Origin of the sequence: Bradyrhizobium valentinum, from assembly GCF_001440405.1 — a bacterium.
GTDB classification, from domain to species: Bacteria; Pseudomonadota; Alphaproteobacteria; order Rhizobiales; family Xanthobacteraceae; genus Bradyrhizobium; species Bradyrhizobium valentinum.
In genome coordinates, this window is sequence record NZ_LLXX01000018.1 from 1 (window position 1) to 23,260 (window position 23,260).

Here is a 23,260-nt window from a genome sequence, read left to right on the forward strand (position 1 = left end):
CTCCCGCCGCCTGGCTAGAACCTGAGATGCCAATGACTTATTTTGAGTCAGACTCTGAGGAGCGGCGTCTTCGCCGCGTCTCGAAGGATGCAGGCCGTCTGTGGCCTCTTGGTTCGAGACGCGCTTCGCGCTCCTCACCATGAGGGGCTTCTGACGGAGCAGGGCTAGACGCGCTGCCGCGGCGTCAATCGGCGAGCGCCTTGCGGATCATGATCGCCATATCCGATTTCCGATAGGGCTTGGCGAGTAGCAATACGCCTTCGTCGAGCCGGCCGTGATGGATGATGGCATTCTCGGTATAGCCCGAGGTGAACAGCACCCTTAGCCCGGGCCTGACCTTCAACATCTCGTCGGCAAGCTGGCGGCCGTTCATGCCGGGCATGATCACGTCGGTGAACAGCAGGTCGAACGGATGGCTGGTATGGACGAGCGCGAGAGCTTCGGTCGCGTTCGCCGCGTCCAGCGTGACGTAACCGAGTGAATGCAGTTGCGCCAGCACGTAGTCGCGCACCAGCTTGTCGTCCTCCACCACCAGAATTGTTTCGTGACCACCCTGGACGGTCGCCGGCAGTGCCGGGTCGGCCGCCGGCAACGCGCTCGTGGCCGGCGGCAAGTACATTTTGATCGTCGTACCGTGGCCCTCCTCGCTGTAGATCATGATGTGGCCGGCCGATTGCTTGATAAAGCCGTAGACCATGCTCAGTCCAAGGCCGGTGCCTTTGCCGGGGCCCTTCGAGGTGAAGAACGGATTGAATACCTTGTCGAGCACCGCAGCCGGGATGCCGGTCCCGGTGTCGCTCACGGCGATCATGGCGTAGCGGCCGGGCCGGACGTCGCTGTGCAGCCTTGCATAATTGTCGTCGAGCACGACGAAGCCGGTCTCGATGACGAGTTTACCGCCGTCCGGCATGGCGTCGCGGGCGTTGAGGGCCAGATTGAGGATCGCTGTAGCGAGCTGGTTGGGATCGACGATCGCCGGACAAGTCTCGTCTTCGAAAACCGATTCGATCTCGACATGCTCGCCGAGCGTCCGCTGCAGCAGCTTCGCGGTGTCGATGATCAGCGTGTTGACGTCGGTTACCTTTGGCTCGAGCGGCTGCTTGCGCGCGAAGGCGAGCAGTTGCTGGGTGAGATCTGCGCCGCGCGACGCCGCCTCGTCGATCATTCGCGTGATGGCGGCGAGTTGCGGTTCGCCCTTGACGGCATCAGCCAGGATTTCGATCGTTCCCGTGATCACCGTCAGGATATTGTTGAAGTCGTGCGCGATGCCGCCAGTGAGCTGTCCCATCGCCTCCATCTTCTCGGCCTGCCGGATCCGGTCCTCGGCCGCGATCCTGTCGGTGAGATCGCGGACGAATCCGTTGAACAGGAAGCCGCCGCGCGTCCTCAGCGCGGCGATGCTCAGCTCGACCGTGATCTCCTTGCCATCCCGCCGCCTGACCTGGAGTTCACGGCGCGGCTGACCGACCGCCTCGTTGCCGGAAAGCAAGAAGGATTGCAGGGCTTTCTTGAGAGGTCCTTGTCCGTCAGGCTTGCCCATCAATTCGAACACATTCTTCCCGAGCACTTCATCCCGCGGCCAGCCGAAGATATTTTCGGCCTGCGCATTCCAGTCCCGGATGAAGCCCTGCTCGTCGACCTGGACGAAGGCATCGAGCGCGGTGTCGATGATGCCGCGGGCGAGTTGCTCGCTTTCGCGCAACGTCTCCTGTGCCAGCCGGCTCTCGGTCATATCGCGGCCGACGAAGAAGAAGCGCTTGGCAGGCTCGGACCATGTTCCCAGCCAGGACAGCCACACGGCCCGCCCGTCCTTGTGCATGCAGCGCGTGTCGGAAATCTTCGGACGCGCGCCGCGCCGCGCCGCGCGCATTTCCCGGCGGGAATTCTCGAGATGGTCGGGATGGATGAAGTCCTCGCCGCTGCGACCGATCATTTCCTCCGGCCGGTAGCCCAGGATGGCCTCGCAGCTCGGGCTGATCTGAACCAGAAATCCCCGCGAATCCATCACCATGATCAGATCCTGCGAGGTCTCGAAGATGCGGCGAAGCTCTTCGGTCTGCCGCCGCAGCACCTGTCTGGTCTTGTTGGCTTCGGTGATGTCGCGCGCTACCTTCGAAATGCCGATAGTCGCGCCCGAGGGAGCCTTGATCGGGGAGATGCTGAGCGAGACTTCGATCCGCTGGCCACTTTTTCGCAGCCGCACCGTTTCACTGTGCTCGATGCTTTCGCCCCAGCCGATCCGGCGCAGCGCTTCCTGTAGCTCCGGTGTTCGATCTTCGGGCACAAGCAGCGTGATGTTCTTGCCCGTGGCTTCCGCTGCGCTATGTCCGAACAGCCGCTCCGCAGCCGAGTTCCAGCCGGTGATCGTGCCGTCGAGCGACATGGTGATGATGGCGTCGTTCGACGATTCCACTGCCGCGCTGAACAGCCGCTCCCGCTCGGCATGATGGTCGCGCGCCGCCTCGGTGCGGCGATGCTCCTGGACCTCCCGTTCGAGGGCGGCGGTCTTTGCATTCACTTCGCCGATTGCCTGCGCAAATGCGCGTGCGAGCACGCCGGTCTCGCCGCGTGCGTCGACCGGAATGGCGATCTTCTTGTTACTAGCCACCCCCTGCACGGCTTCGGTTAACTGCACGATCGGGCGGGTCAGCGACCTCGCGATCAGCAGGGCCAGCACCGCTGCGCACAACACGGCGATCCCGCCAACGAGAAGGGAAGTATTTCTGATGCTCGCGGCCGGCGCCATGATGACCGCGTTGGGCGCGGTTTCGATGACGCCAACCCATTCGACGCCCGCCAGAACGGCGGGCGCCAGCGCTATTCCCCCCGGCTGTGCGGCTTGATCCGGCACGATATCCGCGCTGTTTTGCGTTGCCCCGGCCTGCGATGCCAGATGCGGGAAGTCGGCTTTCCAGTTGTTCGGCTTGCCGAGCAGCCAGCCGAACTCGCGCGACCGATCTGGGTGAATAAGATAGTCGCCGTGCTTGTTAACGACGTAGATGGTCTCTCCAGGCAATACCGATGACCGGACGCGGTCGAACGCGCGCCGCATGTCAACATTGATCATGAAAATGCCGAACAGCTTGCCGTCGTCTGCGAATATCGGCGTCGCGATGCGAAGCGTCGGCCTGTGCACCTCCTCGATCAGTCCGTTTCGGCGACCCAGATCGAGCGGCGAGACGTAGATTTGTCCGGGGCCTAGCCGGATCGTTTCCGGGAAGTAGCTGCGATTGTTTCTCTTCAGCAATCCCTCTTCGGGCACGATCCGAACTGCGTCGTTCGGTCCCGCGCGATCGACGCGGACAAGCTCACGGCCATCATCATCGAGGCCTATGATCCGAAGCATCGCATAGGCGGGCTTGGCTTCGAGTTCGGCCGCGAAGCGCGACGCGAGCCGGTTGCGCCAGGTCTTTTCGGAGACGCCATCGACCGGATCTATGCCTCCCGATCCGCGGGCGCGGATCAACCCGTACAGCGCCGCTGCGGAACGAAAGCTCGCGACATCGCCGGTCGCGCTGGCCGCGTAATATTCGAGATCAATCGCGAGCTGCCGCGAATGAGTCTCGATGCGGTCACGCGCCCGCAGCAGGAGCGCCTGTTCCAGGTTGCGATAGTTCAGCCATCCGACCGCGGAAACTGCGATCGCGACCAACGCAATCATCGCGATTGCAAGCCTGGTTGTGAGCGACATGGGTTCGCTCGCCCTCCGCTCCGTCCCGGCGAACTGCCGGGCAAGTCCGATGCTACGGCGCATTACGGGGAGGAAGCAACACCGCCGCGCGAGCCGCGCCCGGCGGCTTCCAGGCAGCCCGTGACGGCTGCCAGAAGTTCGGCGGGCCGGAACGGTTTCTGCAGACTGGAGACCGCACCGAGCTTGGTCGCCATCGTCAGGAAGTCAGGGGCCGAGTCTGCCTCCGAAGAGATCGGCCGGCCGGAGATCACGACGATCGGGATCTGCGGCCGCTGCAGGCGCACCATCCGCATGGTTTCGAATCCATCCATTCCCGGCATGAAGATGTCGAGGAACAACAGGTCGAAATCTCCGGCCTGGCACAATGCCAGGCCCTTTCGCCCGTTATCGGCGGTGACCACGTTATGGCCGGCGCGCTCCAGCAACAGGCGGACGGTAATCTGGACCGCCGCATCGTCATCCACGACCAGTATTTTTGCCAAAGTAAAAAGTTCTCCGGGCCCGCTGGAATCAGGTCGACGGCAGGTTGCGAGTTTTGCCGATAGTTCTCGTTGCCGCAACTGCGTCCCCGGCGGGAACGTTCCGCTTGAACCGTCAAAAAGCCGGTACAGAACGCCGCTATCTGCATGTTGCCGGGCAGACAAATACCGAACGCCGCGCCGGCGAACACGATTCGCCTTGGCGCACGATGCGAGGCCGCAGGGGATCAGTTGCTGAGATATTCCGGATAACGCGCCCGAATCTGGGCGAGTTCACTCAGTGTTCCCGACAGATGGGTGCGCAGATATTTCTGCGCCTCTTCGGGTTCGCCGGCGTCGATGGCTTTCGCAATGAGCTTGTGATGCCGCACGATATCCTGCGCTTTGCCAGGGGAGGGCAGATGCAGCCGGCGCAGCCGGTCGATATGTCCGCTGCGACTGCGCACCAGGGACCAGATGTCCTGTTTGTCGGTGGCGGCATAAAGCTGGGCATGGAACTCGTTGTCGGCGGCCATGAACTTCTCGAAGTCGCCGGCCTTTGCGAACTGCTGCTGGCGGACGATCGTTGCGTTGAGTTCGACGGCAAAGGCTTCGTCATGGCGTAGCGCCAGCATGCGCACGATTTCAAGTTCGACCGCCTGCCGCAGGAAATGCGCCTGCTGCGCCAGCCGCACATCCACCCGGCTGACCACGGTGGCATACTGCGGAAAGACGTCGACCAGCCCTTCCTCTTCGAGCCGCATCAGCGCATCGCGGATTGGCGTCGAGCTGACCCCGAATTGTCCGGCCAATGCGGCGCGCGACAGTGGCGATCCCGGCGGCAGTTCCAGCGAAATGATCATGCCGCGGAGGCGCTCGAACACCTGCGGCGCGGCCTGACGGTCGCGATCGAGCCGGTCGGCGGAACGGAGGGCCGCGCGGCGGGGGGCGGTTTGCGGTGGAGCCATCGATCGAGCCGGCCGGATTTCAGAAGGCGCTTGCCTCAGATGCACTAATACATTAGTGCATTTCCCCCAGAGCGTCAATCAAGATGCCGGAGGAGATGCACAATGAAAAACGGGATGTGGCGCGCTTGCGCAGGCGTCATCGCGGCACTGGCCGTCACCATGTTGCTGCCGGGCTCGCAGGCCGCGGCCCAACAAAAGGCCGAGATCACGCTGTCGCGGCAGCCGGGCATTTTTTACATGCCCTCGCACATCATGGAGAAGCACAAGCTGATCGAGAAGCACGCAGCCAGTCTCGGCGTGCCAGGCGTCACCACCAAATGGATCAGCTTGAGCGGCGGCGGCGCGCAGACCGATGCCCTGCTGGCCGGCAGCGTCGACATTCTCAACACCGGGACCGGCAATTTGCTGCTGCTTTGGGATCGCACCCGCGGCGGCGTCAAGGGCATCGTCGCCACCTCGGCACAGCCGATGACGCTGATCAGCCGCGATCCGAATATCAAATCGATCAAGGATTTTGGCCCGAACGACAAGGTCGCGGTGCCGACCGTCAAGGTCTCGACGCAGGCGATCGTGCTGCAGATCGCCGCCGCCGAAGCCTTCGGCGCCGACCAATGGTCGAAGCTCGATCCCAACACCGTGCAGCTCGGCCATCCCGACGCCTATGTGGCGATGACCAATGCGCAGCATGAGGTGCGCAATCACTTCGCGATCCCGCCGTTCACGTTCCTCGAACTGAAGAACGTGCCCGGCGCGCATGTCGTGCTGTCATCGCCCGACGTGATGGGCGGCCCGCTCAGCCAGGCGCAGTTCTTCACCACGACGAAGTTCGCCGACGCCAATCCGAAGATGGTGCAGGCCGTGCGCGACGCCACCAAGGAGGCGCAGGACCTGATCCGCAGCGACACCAAGCTTGCGGTCGAGATCTACAAGGAGATCACCGGCGACAAGACCAGCGTCGAGGATCTGCTGGCGTGGCTCAAGGAGCCCGGCATGATGGAATGGAACCTGCAGCCGCAGGGCACCATGAAGTTCGCCGCGCATCTGTTCAAGGTCGGCACGCTGAAGACCATGCCCAAGGCCTTCACCGACTACTATCTGCCGGTCGCCCACGACCTGAAGGGCAATTGAAGAACATGGCCGCGCTTCTCGATGTCAGTGACGTAACGCTGCGCTACAAGACTTCGAGCGCGGTCGTGACCGCGACCGAGCGGGTCAGCTTCACGGTCGATCGTTCCGATCGCTTCGTGCTGCTCGGCCCCTCCGGTTGCGGCAAGTCGACGCTGTTGAAAGCGGTCGGCGGCTACATGAAGCCGAGCGAAGGCAAGATGCGCATTAGCGGCCGGGAAATATCGGAGCCCGGCGCCGACCGCATGATGATCTTTCAGGAGTTCGACCAGTTGTTGCCGTGGAAGACGGTGCTGGAAAACGTGATGTTTCCGCTTCTGATGACGCGGAAGCTACCGCGCAAGGAAGCCGAGGCAAGGGCGCGGGCCTATATTGAGAAGGTTAGCCTCACCCGCGTCGTCGATGCCTATCCACACACGCTGTCCGGCGGCATGAAGCAGCGCGTCGCGATCGCGCGCGGCATGGCGATGGAGCCGGATATCCTCCTGATGGACGAGCCCTTCGCCGCCCTCGACGCGCTGACGCGGCGCACCTGCCAGGACGAACTGCTGCAGCTTTGGGCCGAGACCAAGTTCACCGTCCTGTTCGTCACGCATTCGATCGCGGAAGCGATCAAGATCGGCAATCGCATCCTGCTGCTGTCGCCGCATCCCGGCCGCGTCAAGGCCGAGGTGGTCGATGTCGACAAGGTCTCCGGCGAGGACGGCAGCGCCGCGCGGCTGGAGAAGCAGATCCATGATCTGCTGTTCGCCGATGCCGCCACGGCACACTGAAGGGAGCGCGCGATGGGTGACGCAAAATTCCTGCTGCGCGATGCCGCCGATCTGACGGCGGCGGTACCGGCGGAAGTCGAGCGCAAGCTGACGGTACTGGAGCTGTTGTGGAATGACGGTTTTGTGCGCAAGGCCGTGATCATCATCTTCCTCGCCGCGGCCTGGGAGATCTACGGCACCATCCTGAACAATCCGCTGCTTTTCCCGACCTTCCACGACACTATCGTGACCATGTTCGACAAGGTGCGCGACGGCACCATTCCCTTGCGCGCTTGGGCGTCGCTGAAGGTGCTGTTCATGGGTTACGCCGCCGGCATCGCGCTGGCCGCGATCTTCACTATTCTCGCAATCTCGACCCGGATCGGCACGGATTTCCTGGAAACCATCACGGCGATGTTCAATCCCTTGCCGGCAATCGCGCTGCTGCCGTTGGCGCTGATCTGGTTTGGTCTCGGCAATGGCAGTCTTGTATTCGTGCTGATCCATTCGGTGCTGTGGCCAGTCGCGCTCAACACCCATTCCGGCTTCAAGAGCGTGTCGAACACGCTGCGCATGGTCGGCCGCAACTATGGCCTGCGCGGCCTGCCGTATGTTGCCCGTATTCTCATTCCAGCGGCGTTCGGCTCGATCCTGACCGGACTTAAGATCGGTTGGGCATTCGCCTGGCGCACGCTGATCGCCGCCGAGCTGGTGTTCGGCGTGTCGTCGGGGCAGGGTGGTTTGGGTTGGTTCATCTTCGAGAACCGCAACCTTCTGGACATCCCTGCGGTGTTTGCCGGCCTGTTGACGGTGATCGTGATTGGCCTGATCGTGGAAAACCTGATCTTCCGCACGATCGAGCGCAACACCGTCCAGAAATGGGGTACGCAATCATGAGCAACAAAAGGAACCCCGCCGGACTCCGCAGCGCGCGCTGGTTCGCGCCCGACGACCTGCGCGCCTTCGGCCACCGCTCGCGCGCGATGCAGATGGGCTACGCGCCGGAGGAGTGGAAGGGCCGGCCCGTCATCGCGATCCTCAACACCTGGTCGGATGCGCAGCCCTGCCACATGCATTTCAAGAGCCGCGTCGACGACGTCAAGCGCGGCATCCTGATGGCGGGCGGTTTCCCGATGGAGCTGCCGGCGCTGTCGCTGTCGGAATCGTTCCTGAAGCCGACCACCATGCTTTATCGCAACATGCTGGCGATGGACGCCGAGGAACTGTTGCGCGGCCATCCCGTCGATGGCGTGGTGCTGATGGGCGGCTGCGACAAGACCACGCCAGGCCTGTTGCTAGGCGCCACCAGCATGAATCTGCCGACGATCTATCTTCCGGCCGGGCCGATGCTGCGCGGCAACTGGAAGGGCAAGACGCTGGGCTCGGGCTCCGACGCCTGGAAGTACTGGGACGAGCGGCGCGCCGGAAAAATCTCCGACAAGGACTGGGTCGACGTCGAGGCCGGCATCGCCCGCAGCTACGGCACCTGCATGACCATGGGCACCGCTTCGACCATGACGGCGATCGCGGAATCGATCGGCATGACACTGCCGGGCGCGTCCTCGATTCCCGCCGCCGATGCGGGCCATATCCGCATGGCCTCGGAATGCGGCCGACGCATCGTGGAAATGGTGTGGGAAGATCTGACGCCAGACAAGATCCAGACCCGAAGAGCCTTCGAGAACGCGATCACGGTGGCGATGGCAATGGGCTGCTCGACCAACGCCATCATTCATTTGATCGCGCAGGCCCGCCGCGCCGGCCAGGACATCGGGCTCGAAGATTTTGAGAAGGCCAGCCGCAAGGTTCCCGTGATCGCCAATGTGCGGCCGAGCGGCGACCAATATCTGATGGAGGATTTCTTCTATGCCGGCGGCCTGCCGGGCCTGATGAGCCGCATCAGGGAGCATCTGCATCTCGATGTCATGACCGTCACCGGCCAGACGCTTGGCGACAACATCGCCCGCGCCGAAGTCTACAATGACGACGTCATCCGCACGGTGAAGGACCCGATCTACGCCGAGGGCGCGCTGGCCGTGCTCAAGGGCAACCTCGCGCCCGACGGATGCGTGATCAAGCCCAGCGCTTGCGAGCCGCGTTTCCTCAAGCACACCGGGCCGGCGCTGGTGTTCGACGATTATCCCTCGATGAAGAAGGCGATCGACGATCCCAATCTGGACGTCACCGCCGATCATGTTCTGATCCTGCGCAATGCCGGGCCGCAGGGCGGCCCCGGCATGCCGGAATGGGGCATGCTGCCGATCCCCACCAAGCTGGTGAAGCAGGGCGTGCGCGACATGGTGCGGCTGTCGGATGCGCGCATGAGCGGCACCAGTTACGGCGCCTGCATCCTGCATGTCTCGCCGGAATCCTATATTGGCGGGCCGCTGGCGCTGGTGCGCAACGGCGACAAGATCACGCTCGATGTCAACGCCCGCACCATCAACCTCGATGTGCCGGAGGCAGAGCTCGCCAAGCGCCGCGCCGAATGGAAGGCGCCGGAGCCGCGTTACGAGCGCGGCTATGGCTGGATGTTCACCCGCCACATCAAGCAGGCCAATGAAGGCTGCGATTTCGATTTTCTGGAGACCGGGTTTGGGGCGCCGGTGGAGGAGCCGCCGATTTACTAGTTCAACGTCGTTCCGGGATGGTCCGAAGGACCAGACCCGGAACCTCGAGATTCCGGGTTCGATGCTGGCGCATCGCCCCGGAATGACGCCAAACAAAAATATCCCAGGGGAGGACCAACCAATGACCATGAATCGACGCAACCTGCTCGCAGGGGCAGGCGCCGCTGCCGCTTCGACGCTTCTCGCGCGCGCCGCCGGCGCGCAATCGTTTCCGTTCGTGCCGAACCAGCGCTATCCCGATCCGGCCGTGCAGATCCTCGATCCGAGCTTTGCGAAATACCGGATCTATTCGTCGACCGTCGAGCAGGTCGCGACCGGTATGCGCTGGGCCGAAGGGCCGGCCTACTTCCCTGAGGGCGGCTATCTCCTGTTTTCAGACATTCCCAACAACCGCATCATGAAGTTCGACGAGAAGACTGGCCAGACCAGCGTCTTCCGCGCCAATGCCAACTACGCCAACGGCAACGCGCGCGACCGCCAGGGCCGGCTCGTCAGCTGCGAGCACTCGGTCACCCGCCGCGTCACCCGCACCGAGAAGGACGGCAAGATCACCGTGCTGGCGGACAAGTTCGACGGCAAGCGGCTGAACGCGCCGAACGACATCGTGGTGAAGTCCGACGACACCATCTGGTTCACCGATCCCCTGTTCGGCATCAATGGCGAATGGGAAGGCAAGAAGGAAAAGCCCGAACAGGCCACCACCAACGTCTATCGCCTGACCAAGGACGGTAAGCTGACCGCCGTGATCACCGATATCGTCAATCCGAACGGGCTCGCCTTCTCGCCCGACGAAAAGAAGCTCTATGTCGTGGAATGGAAGGGCACGCCGAACCGCAGCATCTGGAGTTTTGACGTCAACGCCGACGGCACGTTGGGCGGCAAGACCAAGCTGATCGACGCCGCGGATCAAGGCGCGCTCGACGGCTTCCGCGTCGACCGCGACGGCAATCTGTGGTGCGGCTGGGGCTCCAACGGCGCGCTGCAGCCCGAGCCAACCGAAGTTGGCGGCCGCAGGGTGTTCCAGCTCAAGGGCAAGCCGGAGGATCTCGACGGCGTGATGGTGTTCAGCCCCGCTGGCAAGCCGCTTGCCCACATCCGCCTGCCGGAACGCTGCGCCAATCTCACCTTTGGCGGCCCGAAGAACAACCGCCTCTACATGACGAGCTGTCACTCGGTCTACGCGCTGTACGTGGAGTCGCATGGGGCGGTGTAAGTCACCTGTCGTTCCGGGGCGATGCGAAGCATCGAACCCGGAACCTCGAGATTCCGGGTCTGGTCCTTCGGACCATCCCGGAATGACGGAATAACTGGGATAGAACATCATGACAAAACTGAGCGATGCCACTCGCACCAAGCTGAAGACGGTTTCCACCGCCACCGTTGCCACCGCGCTGTTCAAGCGCGGCTTTCGCATCCAGATGATCCAGGACGTGCATCCGCTCGGTCCCGATCAGCCGGTGCTGGTTGGCGAGGCCTTCACGCTGCGCTACATGCCGGCGCGCGAGGACCTCAACAAGATCGACGTGTTCCGCGACCGTAGCCACCCGCAGCGCAAGGCAGTCGAGGATTGTCCGCCCGGTGCGGTGCTGGTCATGGACAGCCGCAAGGATGCACGTGCGGCGTCGGCCGGCGCCATCCTGGTAACGCGGCTGATGCAGCGCGGCTGTGCCGGCGTCATCACCGACGGCGGCTTTCGCGATTCCGCCGAGATCGCCAGCCTCGGCTTCCCCGCCTATCACCATCGCCCGAGCGCGCCGACCAACCTGACGCTGCATCAGGCGATCGAGATCAACGTGCCGATCGGCTGCGGCGACGCGCCGGTGTTTCCCGGCGACGTCATCCTCGGCGACAGTGACGGCGTCATCGTGATCCCGGCGCACCTCGCCGACGAGATCGCCGATGAGGCAGTCGAGATGACCGCGTTCGAGGATTTCGTCACCGAGCAGGTCCGCGGCGGCCGCAGCATTTTGGGACTCTATCCTGCCACCGATCCGCAGACGCTGACGGATTTCGCCGAGTGGCGGAAGAAGATGGGACGGTAATCAACGCTCCATCTCCGCCGTCGTCCCGGGCAAGCGAAGCGCGACCCGGGACCCATAACCACAGGGCTGTGTTGTTACGAAGATCGATAGCCACCGAGCAATATAGATAGATTCCGCGGTATGGGTCCCCGCGTTCGCGGGGACGACGAAACGGGTGCAGCGTCGCCCTCAAACCTCAACCTTCTCCGCCAATCCCACTGCCCACAGCGCGAACGCATAAGCGATCGCCACCTCGTCCAGCCGGTTGAACCGCCCGGACGCACCGCCGTGGCCGGCGCCCATGTTGGTGCGCAGCAGCACCGGGCCGCCGCCCGACATCGTCGCGCGCAGCCGCGCGATCCACTTCGCCGGCTCCCAATAGGTGACGCGCGGATCGGTCAGCCCGCCCATGGCAAGGATCGCCGGGTAGTCCTTCGCCGCGAGATTGTCGTAGGGCGAATAGGACAGGATGGTGCGGAAATCCTTTTCGCTCTCGATCGGATTGCCCCATTCCGGCCATTCCGGCGGCGTCAGCGGCAGCGTGTCGTCAAGCATCGTGTTGAGCACGTCGACAAACGGCACTTCCGCGACGATGCCGGCGAACAATTCGCCTGATCGGTTGGCGCTAGCTCCCATCAGCATGCCGCCGGCGCTGCCGCCATGGCCGACGATGCGCTTTGCGCTGGTGTACTTCGCCTCGATCAGCGCGCGCCCGGCCGCCGCGAAATCATCGAACGAATTCGTTTTCTTCTCGCGCTTGCCGTCGAGATACCAGCCCCAGCCTTTATCTGCGCCGCCGCGGATATGCGCGATCGCATAAACAAAACCGCGGTCGACCAGCGACAGCCGATTTGCGGCAAAGGACGCCGGCATCGCCATGCCGTAAGAGCCGTAGCCGTAGAGCAAAAGCGGCGCTTTGCCGTCGCGCACCAGGTCCTTGCGGTGCAGGATCGAGACCGGCACCTGCGCGCCGTCATGCGACGTCGCCATGATGCGCGTGGTGACGTAGCCGGCCGGGTTGTGACCGGACGGGATCTCCTGCCGCTTGCGCAGCACCCGCTCTCGCGTCGCCATGTCGTAGTCATAGACTTCGGCCGGCGTCGTCATCGACGAATAGGAGAACCGCAGGTTGGTGGTCTCGAACTCGTAGCCGCCCATGGTGTCGAGCGAGTAGGCGGCTTCGTCGAAGGCGATGGCGTGCTCTTCGCCCGTCTTGAGGTCGCGGATGATGATCGCCGGCAGCGCATTGGCGCGCTCCAGCCGCACCATGTGGCCGGCATAGAGCTCGACATCGAGCACATAGACGCCTTCCCGATAAGGAATGAGATCGCGCCAGTTGGTGCGCTCGGGCGCGGTGAGCGGCGCGGTGACGACCTTGAAGTCGATGGCGCCGTCTGCATTGGTGAGAATGAACAGTTCATCGCCGCGGTCGGCGATCGAATATTGCACGCCTTCCTCGCGCGCCGCGACAAGCCGTGGCGGCGCATCGGGATGATCAAGGTCGATCAGTCTTTGCTCTGATGTTTCGTGATCGCCGCCGGCGATGACGCAGAAGCGACCGGAAGAGCTCTCATGCAGATGCGTGAACCAGCCGGAATCGTTCTCCTCGTACACCAGCGTGTCGTCGGCCTGCCTGGTGCCGAGCCGATGGCGCCATACCTGCATCGGGCGGTGGCTGTCGTCGAGCTTGACGTAAAAGAAGCTGTTGCAGTCCTTGCTCCAGACGACGCCGCCGTCGGTCTCTTCGACGAGGTCGTCACGGTCGGTGCCGTCAGCCCAGTCGCGCACCCGGATCGAGAAATACTCCGAGCCCTTGGTGTCGGCGCTCCACGCTTGCAGCGTATGGTCGGGCGAATGCCGTGCGCCGCCGAACTTGAAGTATTCGTGGTTCGCGGCCAGCGCGTCGCCGTCGAGTACGATCTGCACGTCGCCGCCATCGCGCGGCGTGCGGCCGAACTGTTCATGCTGGCCGCCCTCGCGAAATTTTCGCAAATAGGCGAACGGGCCGTCCGGCGCCGGCACGCTGGAATCGTCCTCCTTGATCCGCCCGCGCATCTCCGCGACCAGCTTTTTCTGCAATGGCGCCGTATGGCCGAGCAGGCTCTCGGTGTAATCGTTTTCCGCTTCGAGATACTTCCGGATATCCGGGTCGAGTATCGAGGGATCGCGCAGCACGTCCTGCCATCTGGCATCCTTCAGCCACGCATAGTCGTCGGTCACCGTGATGCCGTGCGTGGTAAAAATATGCGGGCGACGCGGCGCGATCGGCGGCGACAGGGCAGGCTTTTTGGCGGCGGCTTGGGTCACGCGGTCCTCGTATGGCTTCAATGATTGTGCGCCTTATATCGGCGCGAATGTGGCGGATTACCAGATGCGCTAACCGTCGTCCCTGCGAACGCAGGGACCCATACGCCGCGGCCTGCGAAAGTGGCACAAGGGGAGACGGATTCTCTCACAACGCTGAGCGGTGGTTATGGGTCCCTGCTTTCGCATTGCTTTCGCAGGGACGACGAGCCGATAGAGCCGATCCTAACTATTCCGCAACCTCGCCGCGGCGCCGCCGCCGAACACCGGGATCCGGTTCACTGCCAGCACCACCGCAAACGTAATCACCAGCATGGCGATGCCGAGCACCGATATCGCGGCGAGGTCGCCGCTTTCGTTGAGGTCGTAGATCAGGACCGACAGCACCTTGGTCTGCGAGGTGAACAGCACGATCGCGGCGGACAGTTCCCGCATCACGCCGATGAAGATGAAGCACCAGGTCGCGATCACGCCGGTGCGGAGTAGCGGCGCGGTAATCTGCCGCAGCGCCTGCAGCCGCGTCGCGCCGAGGATGCGGCTGGCATCCTCCAGTTCGGGGTGAATGGTCGCAAACGCCGCCTGCAATTGCTGATAGGCCGAAGGAAGATTGATGGTGAGGAACGCCAGCAGCAGGATCCACAGTGTTCCGTAGAGCACGAAGGGCGGCCGCGTATAGCTCAGGAACAGCCCAACGCCGAGCACGATGCCGGGCACGGCGACCGGGGCGGTCGCGAGAAAGCCGAGCATGCGATGGCTTGCGATCACGCGGCGGGTGGTGACATAGGCGACCACGAGCGCGAGGATCGTGCCGATGGTGGCGGTCGATGCACCCAGGATCACCGTGTTCCTGAGCGCGAGCTGGGTCGACGATAACTCGGTGAACACGAACACGATGTTGCGCAGGGTCGCCGTCGACGGCGTCACCAGCGTGGTCGCGTTCGGCGAGAACGCCGCGTTGAGCAGCGCGAAATAGGGCAGGAACACCGGATTGAGCAGCACGATGAGGCAGAACGCCAGCGCTGCCCAGCGCCATCCCTTCATCTCGACCGGCCGCGGCGCGCCATATTTGCCGCCGACCACGGAGAAGCCGCGGCGACCGAGCAGGAATTTCTGGCCCTGCAGCAGCAGGATTGTCAGCAGCAGCAGCGGCACGGCGGCGGCTGCAGCCAATTCGAGTTTCGGCGGATACTGGAACAGGCTCCAGATCTTGGTCGTCATGGTGTGGAAGCCCGCCGGCAGCGCCAGGATCGCGGGCGATCCGAACAGCGTCATCGCCTGCAGGAGCGCGATCAGCGCGCCGGCAACCAGTGCCGGCAGCGCGAGCGGTATGGTGACACGCCGCGCCGTGGTCCAGGCCTTGCCGCCAAGGATGGCGGAAGCGTCTTCCAGCTCGCCTGGCATGTTGTCGAGCGCATTGGCGACCAGCACGAAGACGAACGGAAATGTGTAGCAGGAGATGACGAAGATCAACCCGGTCAGCGAATAGATGTCGAACAAAGGATCTTCGGCACCAGTGAGATAGCGATAGAGCTGGTTCAGCATGCCGCTGTTGGGCGCCGCCAGCAATTCCCAGGCGACCGCGCCGAGAAAGGGCGGGGTGACGAAGGACGCCGTCACCAGCGCGCGGATGGTCTGCCGCCCCGGCATGTCGGTGCGCGACACCAGCCAGCCGATCGGTGCGGCGACAATGCAGCAGACCACGGCCGAGGTGGTGGCGATGATCGCCGTCGTCAGCAGCGGATCGAGAAAAGCGGGGTCGGTAAACAGCGTGACGAAATTCTGCAGCGTCGGATGCCGTGCCTTGTCGGTGAACGCGAAAACCACCAGCCACGACAGCGGCAGCACGATCAGCACGATCATGAAGCCAGCGAACAGCCACAGGATGGGGCGGGTGATGTCGATGCCGGATTTGGGAGGGTCGGTAGTGGTGGAAGTCATGCAAACATTCCCTCCGTCATTCCGGGGCGCGAAGCGAGCCCGGAATCTCGAGATTCCGGGTCTGGTCCTTCGGACCATCCCGGAATGACGGCGGTGGATGGGGCGGGCAGCATCTAGACCCTGAACAGGCGCGCGTAGCGCGTCTTGATCTCTTCGGCCATTTTCTCGACGCCCTCCGCGTCCTCCTTCATCAGCTTGATGTCGGAAATCTTCCGCCGTCCCGGCTTCGACTGCACCTGCGGGTGAACGGAATACTGCGCGGTGAAATCGCAAAAGAACTGCTGGGTCTGCCGCGTATGCAGCCAGGCCTGGAACAGTTTTGCGGCGTTGGGATGCTGCGCGGTCTTGAAGATGCCGGTCGGCCCCGAAATCGTCGGCGTGCCCTCGACAGGATGGACCGGCTCGACCGGCTGGCCGGCTTCCTTCAAGAGCACGATGCCATATTCATTGCCGTCGGCCATCACCGCGCGCTCGCCGAGCGCCAGCTTCTTTGGCGGGTGGTCGACGATTGCACCTGCATCACGCGCTGCTTGGCAAGCTTCTCCATGTATTCCCAGCCGAGCTCGCGCACCATCTGGAACGTCGCGGTCATGATGGTGCCGCTATAGGCCGGGTGCCCCTTCACCATCTTGCCCGCCCATCTGGGATCGAGCAGGTCGGCAAAGCTCTTCGGCGCATCCTCCGGCTTGACGAGGCTGGTGTTGTAGGCGATCGACGACAGCCAGACGCGCGAAGTCGCAAACATGCCGTCGGGGTCGCGATAGCTTTCCGGAAAATGTTTCGCGACGTCCTCGGGCACGAACGGCATCAGCCAGCCGTTTTTCTTCCAGCTAATGAAGTGCGAGGCGTCCGAGGAGTTGACGATGTCGGCAGCGCGAATGCCAGAGGCAAATTCCTGGTCGATCCGCTGGAACAGCCGCTCCGAACCGGAGCGTTCGATCTGGATGGTTACGCCCGGAAAGGCCGCCTCGAACGCCTTGCCGAGCTTTTCGCCGACCGGCAGGTCCATCGAGGAGTAGAAGATAAGTTTGCCTTCCTTCTTTGCCGCCTCCACCAGCGCTGATGTGATCGCGACCGGCTCCGGCGCCTGGGCACGAACGGGGGAGGCGAACACGGCTCCGGCCGCCAGCGCCACTGAGCCTTGCAGGATGTCGCGCCGCGAAAGTTTTTGTCCTTTCATCGCGTCCTCACGTTTGTTCTTGTCTATCGGCTCAGCGCCCGGCAGCGCTCGGGCGGCAGCGTCAGCCAGACTTCGCTGCCTTTTTGCACGTTGGTTTCGGTCGGCGTGGTGGCGCGCAAACTGGTGCCGTCGGCCACCTCGACCATGTAGTCGCGCGCGACGCCGAGGTAGACCTGCCGTGTGACGACCGCCTTGATCGCATTCTCTGATGAAGCCGGCGCCTGCGTGGAGAGGGCGATATCGTGCTGGCGGATCGCAACCACGGCGCCTTGGCCTGCCACGAGCGGTGCGCCGACCACCTTCAACGTCGCGCCTGCAAAGGAAATATGGTTGGCATCGCGCGCGGCGCCCTTGATGACATTACTGGCGCCGATGAAGCGGGCGACGAATTCGGATTCCGGCCGCGCGTAGATGTCCTCGGGGGTGCCGAGCTGATCGATTAACCCGCCGTTCATGACCGCGATCATGTCGGCCGTGGTCATGGCCTCGGACTGGTCGTGGGTAACGTAGACCGTGGTGTAGCGATATTCGTCATGCAGCCTGCGGATTTCGAACCGCATCTCCTCGCGCAAATTCGCGTCGAGATTGGAGAGCGGCTCGTCGAGCAGCAGCGTCTGCGGTTCGACGATCAGCGCGCGTGCCAGCGCCACGCGCTGCTGCTGCCCGCCGGAGAGTTCGCCAGGATAGCGCTGCGCCAGCGCCTCGAGTTTGGTGGTGGCGAGGATCGCCGCGAGCTTCTTTGCGATGGTGTCGCGGTCGAGCTTGCGCAGGCGCAAGCCGTAGACGATGTTTTCCGTCACCGTCATGTGCGGCCACAGCGCGTAGCTCTGGAAGATCATCGACATGTTGCGCTGCTCGGGCGGCAGCGTGCGCGCTTTCGACGACACCAGCCGGTCGCCGACATGGATTTCGCCGTCGGAAGGTTCCAGAAAACCCGCGATCAGCCGCAGCGTCGTGGTCTTGCCGCAGCCGGACGGCCCCAGCAGGCAGACCAGTTGCCCATGATCGATCCTGAGCGAGACGTTATCGACCACGGCAAGCGCCCCAAATCGCTTGGTCAGGCCGCGCAAATCAACGGACGCCAATCGCCTCACTCCCACCCTTGTTCTTGCACGGATCAGCGCCCGGCTTGGTATGCCAGTATACGGACAAATGCGGGATGGGGAAGGGAGTTGGGTGGGAAACGATGTCGTTCGCCTCGTGCGCAATTGCGCACGGGCGCTCAGTATGATTTCACATTGTGAGAGACGCCGTCTCCTCCGCGTCGTCCCTGCGAACGCAGGGACCCATACGCCGCGGCCCGCGAAAGTGGCACAAGGCGAGACGGCTTCGCCCCAACAACTCAGTGCGCCAGTCGGCCAACGCAAAGCGTCAACCACGGCGCTTCATCGATAGATCACGCGGTATGGGTCCCTGCGTTCGCAGGGACGACCACCAAGCTTCGATAGTCGGGCTTACGCCCCGACGTTCTCGCCGAGATACTCGATCGCGGCTTCGGTTCCGCCCTTGCCGTGAGGGATGCCGAGCGCATTCAGCCCGACCTCAACGACGCCAAGCGTGCCCAGAATCATCGGCGCATTCACATGGCCCATATGGGCGATGCGAAAAGCCTGGCCCGAGAGGTCGCCGATCCCGGTGCCCAGCACCACGCCGCATTTTTCCTTGCAGTAACGCTGCAGCGCGGCGGGATCGTATCCGTTCATTGTCACGGTCGTCACCGTGTTGGAGCGCTCATTCGCTTCCGCGATGTTGAAGCCGAGCACCTGGCCTTCGCCCCAGACCGCCACTGCGCGGCGCACCGCCTCGCCGAGCAGGCGGTGACGCAGATGCGCGTTCTCCAGCCCTTCCGTGTGCAGCATGTCGATCGCCTTGCGCAGCGCGAACAGCAAATGCACCGGCGCGGTGCCGGCATATTTGCGGTAGTGCTCGCTTCCCTCGCGCTCGGTCCAATCCCAATAGGGGGTGCGCAGATCAGCTTTCTTGTGCACTTCGCGGGCGCGCTCGTTGGCCGCGACGAAGCCGAGGCCGGGCGGCGTCATCAGGCCCTTCTGCGAGCCCGACATCGCGACGTCGATGCCCCATTTGTCCATCTCGAACGGCATGCAGCCGAGCGAGGCCACGGTGTCGACCATGAACAGCGCCGGATGTCCCGTGGATTTGATCGCCTTGCCGATGGCTTCGATGTCGTTATAGGCGCCCGAGGCGGTATCGACCTGCACCGCGACGATCGCCTTGATGCTGTGATCCTTGTCTTGCCGCAGCCGCGCCTCGACCTCGGCGGGACGGATCGCGCGGCGCCAGTCGCCCCTGAGCACCTCGACCTCGGCGCCCATCGCCGCCGCAGCCTGACCCCAGCCGATCGCAAAGCGGCCGCTTTCCAGCACCAGGAGCTTGTCGCCGCGCGACAGTACGTTGGAAAGCGTCGCTTCCCATGCGCCATGGCCATTGGCGATGTAGATATAGGATTGGCCCTTGGTGGCGAACAGTTTGGATAGATCGGCGAGCAGGCTTTCGGTCAATTCCACCATCTGGTCGGAATAGATGTCGAGCGCCGGGCGGTGCATCGCCTGCAGCACTTCGTCGGGCATGGTGGTGGGCCCCGGGATGGCCAGAAATTCCCGGCCCGCGCGAACGGTCATTTGTTGGTTTTCCTTATTGGCAAGAACGCGGAATCGAGCGCGTGAGATTCAGCCGGCATAATATTCGATCGGGATTGTCATTGCGAGCGCAGCGAAGCTGCAAAAAAGGGTCAAATTGCTCTCATTGCTCTTCACAATGACGGCAACGGCGCATCTTATTTCCCCACCGCATTCGCGATCGCGCGCCAGATCTGATCCTTCAATTCGGCCGCCGGCGGGCTCGGGATCGTCACCGCAGGCCCCTCGCGCTTCCGGCACGCCTCGACCAGCCGCAGCACCCAGATTTCGCCGTCGGTGTAATAGAGGTCGCCGCCGCCATTCCGACCCGCGATCGTGGGCCCAATGCCGGTGACCTGGTATTTCGCCTCGACCATGCCGGCGTTTTCCAGATCAGCAGCAAGCAGCGCGCGCTCGGCATCGAGATCCGGGCTGATGTGGTGCGTGACGGCAGCGGTATATCGGCTGACGCCGACGCCGCGATCCTCCGTCGCCGCCCCCAGCCAGACCGGGCGCTTCTCCGCGCCGCTTTCCAGCACCTTCCAGTAGCGCACATGGTTGCGCCGGTCGGCGCTGGTCCCGATCGGCTTTTCATAGGCGAGATCCTCGCGGCGGCCGAGATAATAGAGATTGCTGACCGGCGCGTCCTTGTAGGGACGATCCAGCAGCACGCTGCCGACGATCTCGATCGAGGATTGCAGCGTGATCCGGTCGGCCGGATACCAGCCGGCCGTGTGCATCGCGCAGACGACGTCGCCGATGTCGCCGATCAGCCCGACATTCATGGGATCGCCGGGGATGCCCTGCGCGGTGCGCGTCACCATCGGCATGTCGGCAAGCCCGCGCTGATGTTCGTAATGCGTCCAGAATCCCGGCAGCACCAGATAAGCGAGCAGGCCATAGCCGCCGAGGATCACAAGCGTGAGCGTCACGGCGCGCTTCAATCGCGAATGATGTCGATCGTTGGCCATGTGTCCGAGCTCTCGCCAATTCCGTCGTAAAGGCTAGGATACGCGATAGTGCGGGGGCATTCATCCTTCGAGACGCGGCTGGCGCCGCTTCTTCGGAGAGGTTTGAGACCCTCATGGTGAGGAGCGCGGCATCGCCGCGCGTCTCGAACCACGAGGCCACAGAAGCGTCTACCGCCGCGTCTCGCGGCAGCCGGCGGCTTCGGCTTCCTCGACCGAGCAGAACCAGCGCGTGCCCTTTGAGATCTTCATCTCGATCTTCGCATACCAGCGGCTCGTCGGCTGGTGAAAGATGCATTCGCCGGACCGGTTGACGTTGCCCTTGATGGTGCAGTCGGGAGAGGGCGCGACCGGCCCGGATGCCGACGCGAGCAGAACCGCCTTGGCGTTCTCCGGCGGCTTCACCGCGCCAAGAACGGTTGTCTTCTTGTTGCGGACGCGCCAGTCCCACGGCGCGATGAACGCGCCCTGCCACATCCCGGCCTTGGCCTCGCGCGCGGCCTTCTCGTCGTCCTCGTAATCGCGCGAGAGGCGTGTCAGCGCCAGCGCCCAGCCGTTCGACACCAGCCATTTCTGGATGTCCTCGCCGTCGGCCTCGCAGCGCGCGACCGTGCGACCGCGGCGATCCGCAACGGCCCTGGTATGACAGGTCCAGCTTTTGCCGCCGAAGCGTTTTGTCAGTTCGTCGCGCGCGGCGGCGCCGCAGGTCCAGCGCTCGCCCTTGGTGTTGAGGCAGAGCTGATCGACCGCCGGCGCGGCGATACCGCCCAGACGGATGCGGTGATTGCCGATCTGAAGCTGATCGCCTTCGCGGATTCTCGGAACGCCGGAGATGTCTGCCGCCTGCGCGATGGCGGGGAAGGACAGCAGCACAATGGCAGCAAACAACGCCGTCGATTTCATCGGCAATCCCGGTGGATTAAAAAGCGGATTAAAAGCGCAAGTCTACACCGATTGTGCGGGCAACGTGCCCGGCTTGCCAGTGCAGCAGCGTCGCATCGCTTTCAACTTCCCGCGAGATATCCACCCTGCCCTCCAGGGGAGGGTAAGCGAGCGCGTGTCACGCATTACCCTTCACCATCGCCCTTCGCGCCAGCGCCAGTCCCATCAACACAAACGCCGACGTCACCTCGGGGCCGCCGACCAAAATCCGCGTCGGCGTCTTCATCTTGTTCCACTCATAGGCCTTGTAGGGCCCATGCCTGCCGCCTTCGCCGAAATGGGCTGTGATGCAGTTCAGCGCCGGCGCGAAGGTCGAAACGTCGGCGCCGAGATGCGCCAGCGCAATCAATGCCAGCGCGGCGTCGAACGGGTTCATCTCGCGCGCGATCAGTTCGCTCTCGACATAGGCGAGCACTTTGCCACGGATGAACTCGAACGTGCCGTCGGGATCGATCGCCTGCCGCGCGGCGTCAGGCAATGCCATGAACGCGGCATGGCAGCGGCCGAAATAGGCGGAGTACAGTTCCGGCAGATAGTAGATGTGCGAGCGCGGATTTCTGAACGCGCCGCTTTCCACCAGCCGCCGCTGGAAGCCGATGATGCGATGCACGGTCTCCAGCCGCGTGGGCGTTTGCAGGATATTCCAGCGCGTGAGATTACGGAAAGAGACTTCGAGAATATCGAGATTGAGCGTCGGATCGAGGTCGTTGCCATAGGGCCGGTCGCCCGCGAGGTTGTCGATCCAGGTGACGACGCCGCCCTCGTAATCGATGTTGTCGTTCAAGGGTACGGTGACGCGCGGCTCGTTGGCGCCCTCGCGCACCTGGTAGCCGCGGTAGAAATCCAGCAGCGGCTGGTCGAGGATCGGATCCATCGCACCGGCCTGCGTCGCGGCCGAGAACGAGCACGCCGTGGTGTCGCAGTCCGGCACGTAGATGCCGAAGCCGAGATCCTGCTTGATCTGGGCGAAGAACCGCGAGAAGCGCGGATGCGGCAGCGGCGCCAGGGCCGTGATCACGCGTACGGTTGAGCCGTCATGCGAGGACACTTCCTCGGCTGAGGTCTTCAGGCAAAAATCCACCATCTCGGAAATCGCCCGCCGCGACGCCGCGGCCTCGTCCGAAGACGCCAGCCCGGTCTCGACGTAGCTCAGCAGCGCCTCGGTGAAGAAGGCGTCGTAATAGGCCGAGCGGTGGCGGATCTGCACCGGCTCCCACATCGGCTCGGCAACGCCCGTCCAGGGCGGGTTGATCAGGGCACGGGCCGGCGAATGCGCAATGAAGATCCGCGCCAGGCTGAACAGCAGCGTCGAGTTCTTGTAGCCGCGCGAATTCAGTCCCGTCAGCGCCATCAGCATTTCGCGCCCGCCCATGTCGGCATCGCCGATCAGGTTGAAGGCGGCATAGGTCGGGATGAAGCCGTTCTTGGCAAAGGAGCGCAGCAGATGCGCGCCGCAGCGGCGGATCACCCGGTCGATCTCGCTTCCGTCAGGCGCCCGGCTAGGGGCCGCAGCGGGCTTCGGGGAGGGGTGGCGGACGTCGATGTCGGCCATCAGCTCGGCGATCGGCGCCCCGACCGCGGCCCAATCCGGCTCGGCCTCGTCGCGCGCCCGCCTCAGCGCCTCCTGTAGGGCGCCCAGCCGCTTCT

Annotated in this window: 18 protein-coding genes; 6 read left to right on the top strand and 12 right to left on the bottom strand. The window is 63.7% G+C overall.

Annotation, left to right across the window (positions count from 1 at the left end; genetic code table 11):
- Window positions 1-184 precede the first annotated feature (184 nt).
- The 3 genes from CP49_RS01930 to CP49_RS01940 form a co-directional block, all read right to left on the bottom strand.
- Complete coding sequence (locus tag CP49_RS01930; RefSeq protein ID WP_057848613.1) at window positions 185-3,691, bottom strand: PAS domain S-box protein; 3,507 nt, start codon at window positions 3,689-3,691, stop codon at window positions 185-187.
- 62 nt (window positions 3,692-3,753) lie between these two features.
- A complete protein-coding gene (locus CP49_RS01935) occupies window positions 3,754-4,173 on the bottom strand; it encodes a response regulator (RefSeq protein WP_057848614.1) in 420 nt (139 codons plus the stop codon).
- 224 nt (window positions 4,174-4,397) lie between these two features.
- Complete coding sequence (locus CP49_RS01940) at window positions 4,398-5,117, bottom strand: GntR family transcriptional regulator (RefSeq protein ID WP_057848615.1); 720 nt, start codon at window positions 5,115-5,117, stop codon at window positions 4,398-4,400.
- Window positions 5,118-5,276: 159 nt separating this feature from the next.
- Here CP49_RS01940 and CP49_RS01945 point away from each other — a divergent pair, with 159 nt between their 5' ends.
- From CP49_RS01945 to CP49_RS01970, 6 genes are all read left to right on the top strand, one after another.
- Window positions 5,277-6,245: an ABC transporter substrate-binding protein gene (locus CP49_RS01945; RefSeq protein WP_057848627.1), complete on the top strand. Its 969-nt coding sequence runs from the start codon at window positions 5,277-5,279 to the stop codon at window positions 6,243-6,245.
- A gap of 5 nt (window positions 6,246-6,250) precedes the next feature.
- Window positions 6,251-7,015, top strand: a complete 765-nt coding sequence (locus CP49_RS01950) for an ABC transporter ATP-binding protein (RefSeq protein WP_057848616.1) — start codon at window positions 6,251-6,253, stop codon at window positions 7,013-7,015.
- A gap of 12 nt (window positions 7,016-7,027) precedes the next feature.
- Window positions 7,028-7,891: an ABC transporter permease gene (locus CP49_RS01955; protein WP_057848617.1), complete on the top strand. Its 864-nt coding sequence runs from the start codon at window positions 7,028-7,030 to the stop codon at window positions 7,889-7,891.
- Window positions 7,888-9,624, top strand: a complete 1,737-nt coding sequence (gene araD / locus CP49_RS01960; protein WP_057848618.1) for an L-arabinonate dehydratase — start codon at window positions 7,888-7,890, stop codon at window positions 9,622-9,624. Before CP49_RS01955 ends, araD begins: the two co-directional genes overlap by 4 nt.
- Window positions 9,625-9,745: 121 nt before the next feature.
- The gene (locus CP49_RS01965; RefSeq protein ID WP_057848619.1) at window positions 9,746-10,837 is read left to right on the top strand and encodes an SMP-30/gluconolactonase/LRE family protein; all 1,092 of its coding nucleotides are present in this window, start codon (window positions 9,746-9,748) and stop codon (window positions 10,835-10,837) included.
- A 109-nt stretch (window positions 10,838-10,946) separates the two neighbouring features.
- On the top strand, window positions 10,947-11,666 hold the full coding sequence (locus tag CP49_RS01970; RefSeq protein ID WP_057848620.1) for a ribonuclease activity regulator RraA: 720 nt from the start codon (window positions 10,947-10,949) through the stop codon (window positions 11,664-11,666).
- A gap of 168 nt (window positions 11,667-11,834) precedes the next feature.
- On the opposite strand, the gene CP49_RS01975 is transcribed toward CP49_RS01970, so the two are convergent.
- From CP49_RS01975 to CP49_RS02010, 9 genes are all read right to left on the bottom strand, one after another.
- A complete protein-coding gene (locus CP49_RS01975; protein WP_057848628.1) occupies window positions 11,835-13,952 on the bottom strand; it encodes a S9 family peptidase in 2,118 nt (705 codons plus the stop codon).
- A gap of 222 nt (window positions 13,953-14,174) precedes the next feature.
- Window positions 14,175-15,887, bottom strand: a complete 1,713-nt coding sequence (locus CP49_RS01980) for an ABC transporter permease (RefSeq protein ID WP_057848621.1) — start codon at window positions 15,885-15,887, stop codon at window positions 14,175-14,177.
- 113 nt (window positions 15,888-16,000) lie between these two features.
- A complete protein-coding gene (locus CP49_RS46875; protein ID WP_245310446.1) occupies window positions 16,001-16,348 on the bottom strand; it encodes an ABC transporter substrate-binding protein in 348 nt (115 codons plus the stop codon).
- Window positions 16,348-17,067 (bottom strand): extracellular solute-binding protein, encoded by a 720-nt coding sequence (locus CP49_RS01985; protein WP_245310447.1) that lies wholly within the window; start codon window positions 17,065-17,067, stop codon window positions 16,348-16,350. The genes CP49_RS46875 and CP49_RS01985 overlap by 1 nt, the downstream gene beginning before the upstream one ends.
- 23 nt (window positions 17,068-17,090) lie before the next feature.
- The gene (locus CP49_RS01990; protein ID WP_057848622.1) at window positions 17,091-18,152 is read right to left on the bottom strand and encodes an ABC transporter ATP-binding protein; all 1,062 of its coding nucleotides are present in this window, start codon (window positions 18,150-18,152) and stop codon (window positions 17,091-17,093) included.
- A gap of 369 nt (window positions 18,153-18,521) precedes the next feature.
- Window positions 18,522-19,706 carry a pyridoxal-phosphate-dependent aminotransferase family protein gene (locus tag CP49_RS01995; RefSeq protein ID WP_057848623.1) on the bottom strand — a complete coding sequence of 395 codons (1,185 nt, stop codon included), beginning with the start codon at window positions 19,704-19,706 and terminating at the stop codon, window positions 18,522-18,524.
- A gap of 155 nt (window positions 19,707-19,861) precedes the next feature.
- Window positions 19,862-20,674, bottom strand: a complete 813-nt coding sequence (locus CP49_RS02000; protein ID WP_057848624.1) for an LssY C-terminal domain-containing protein — start codon at window positions 20,672-20,674, stop codon at window positions 19,862-19,864.
- 168 nt (window positions 20,675-20,842) lie between these two features.
- Entirely contained in the window at window positions 20,843-21,574 is a 732-nt protein-coding gene (locus CP49_RS02005; protein WP_057848625.1) for a thermonuclease family protein, read from the bottom strand.
- Between the two features lie 157 nt (window positions 21,575-21,731).
- Window positions 21,732-23,260 (bottom strand): hypothetical protein (locus CP49_RS02010; RefSeq protein ID WP_057848626.1); only part of this gene is annotated, 1,529 nt, incomplete at its 5' end.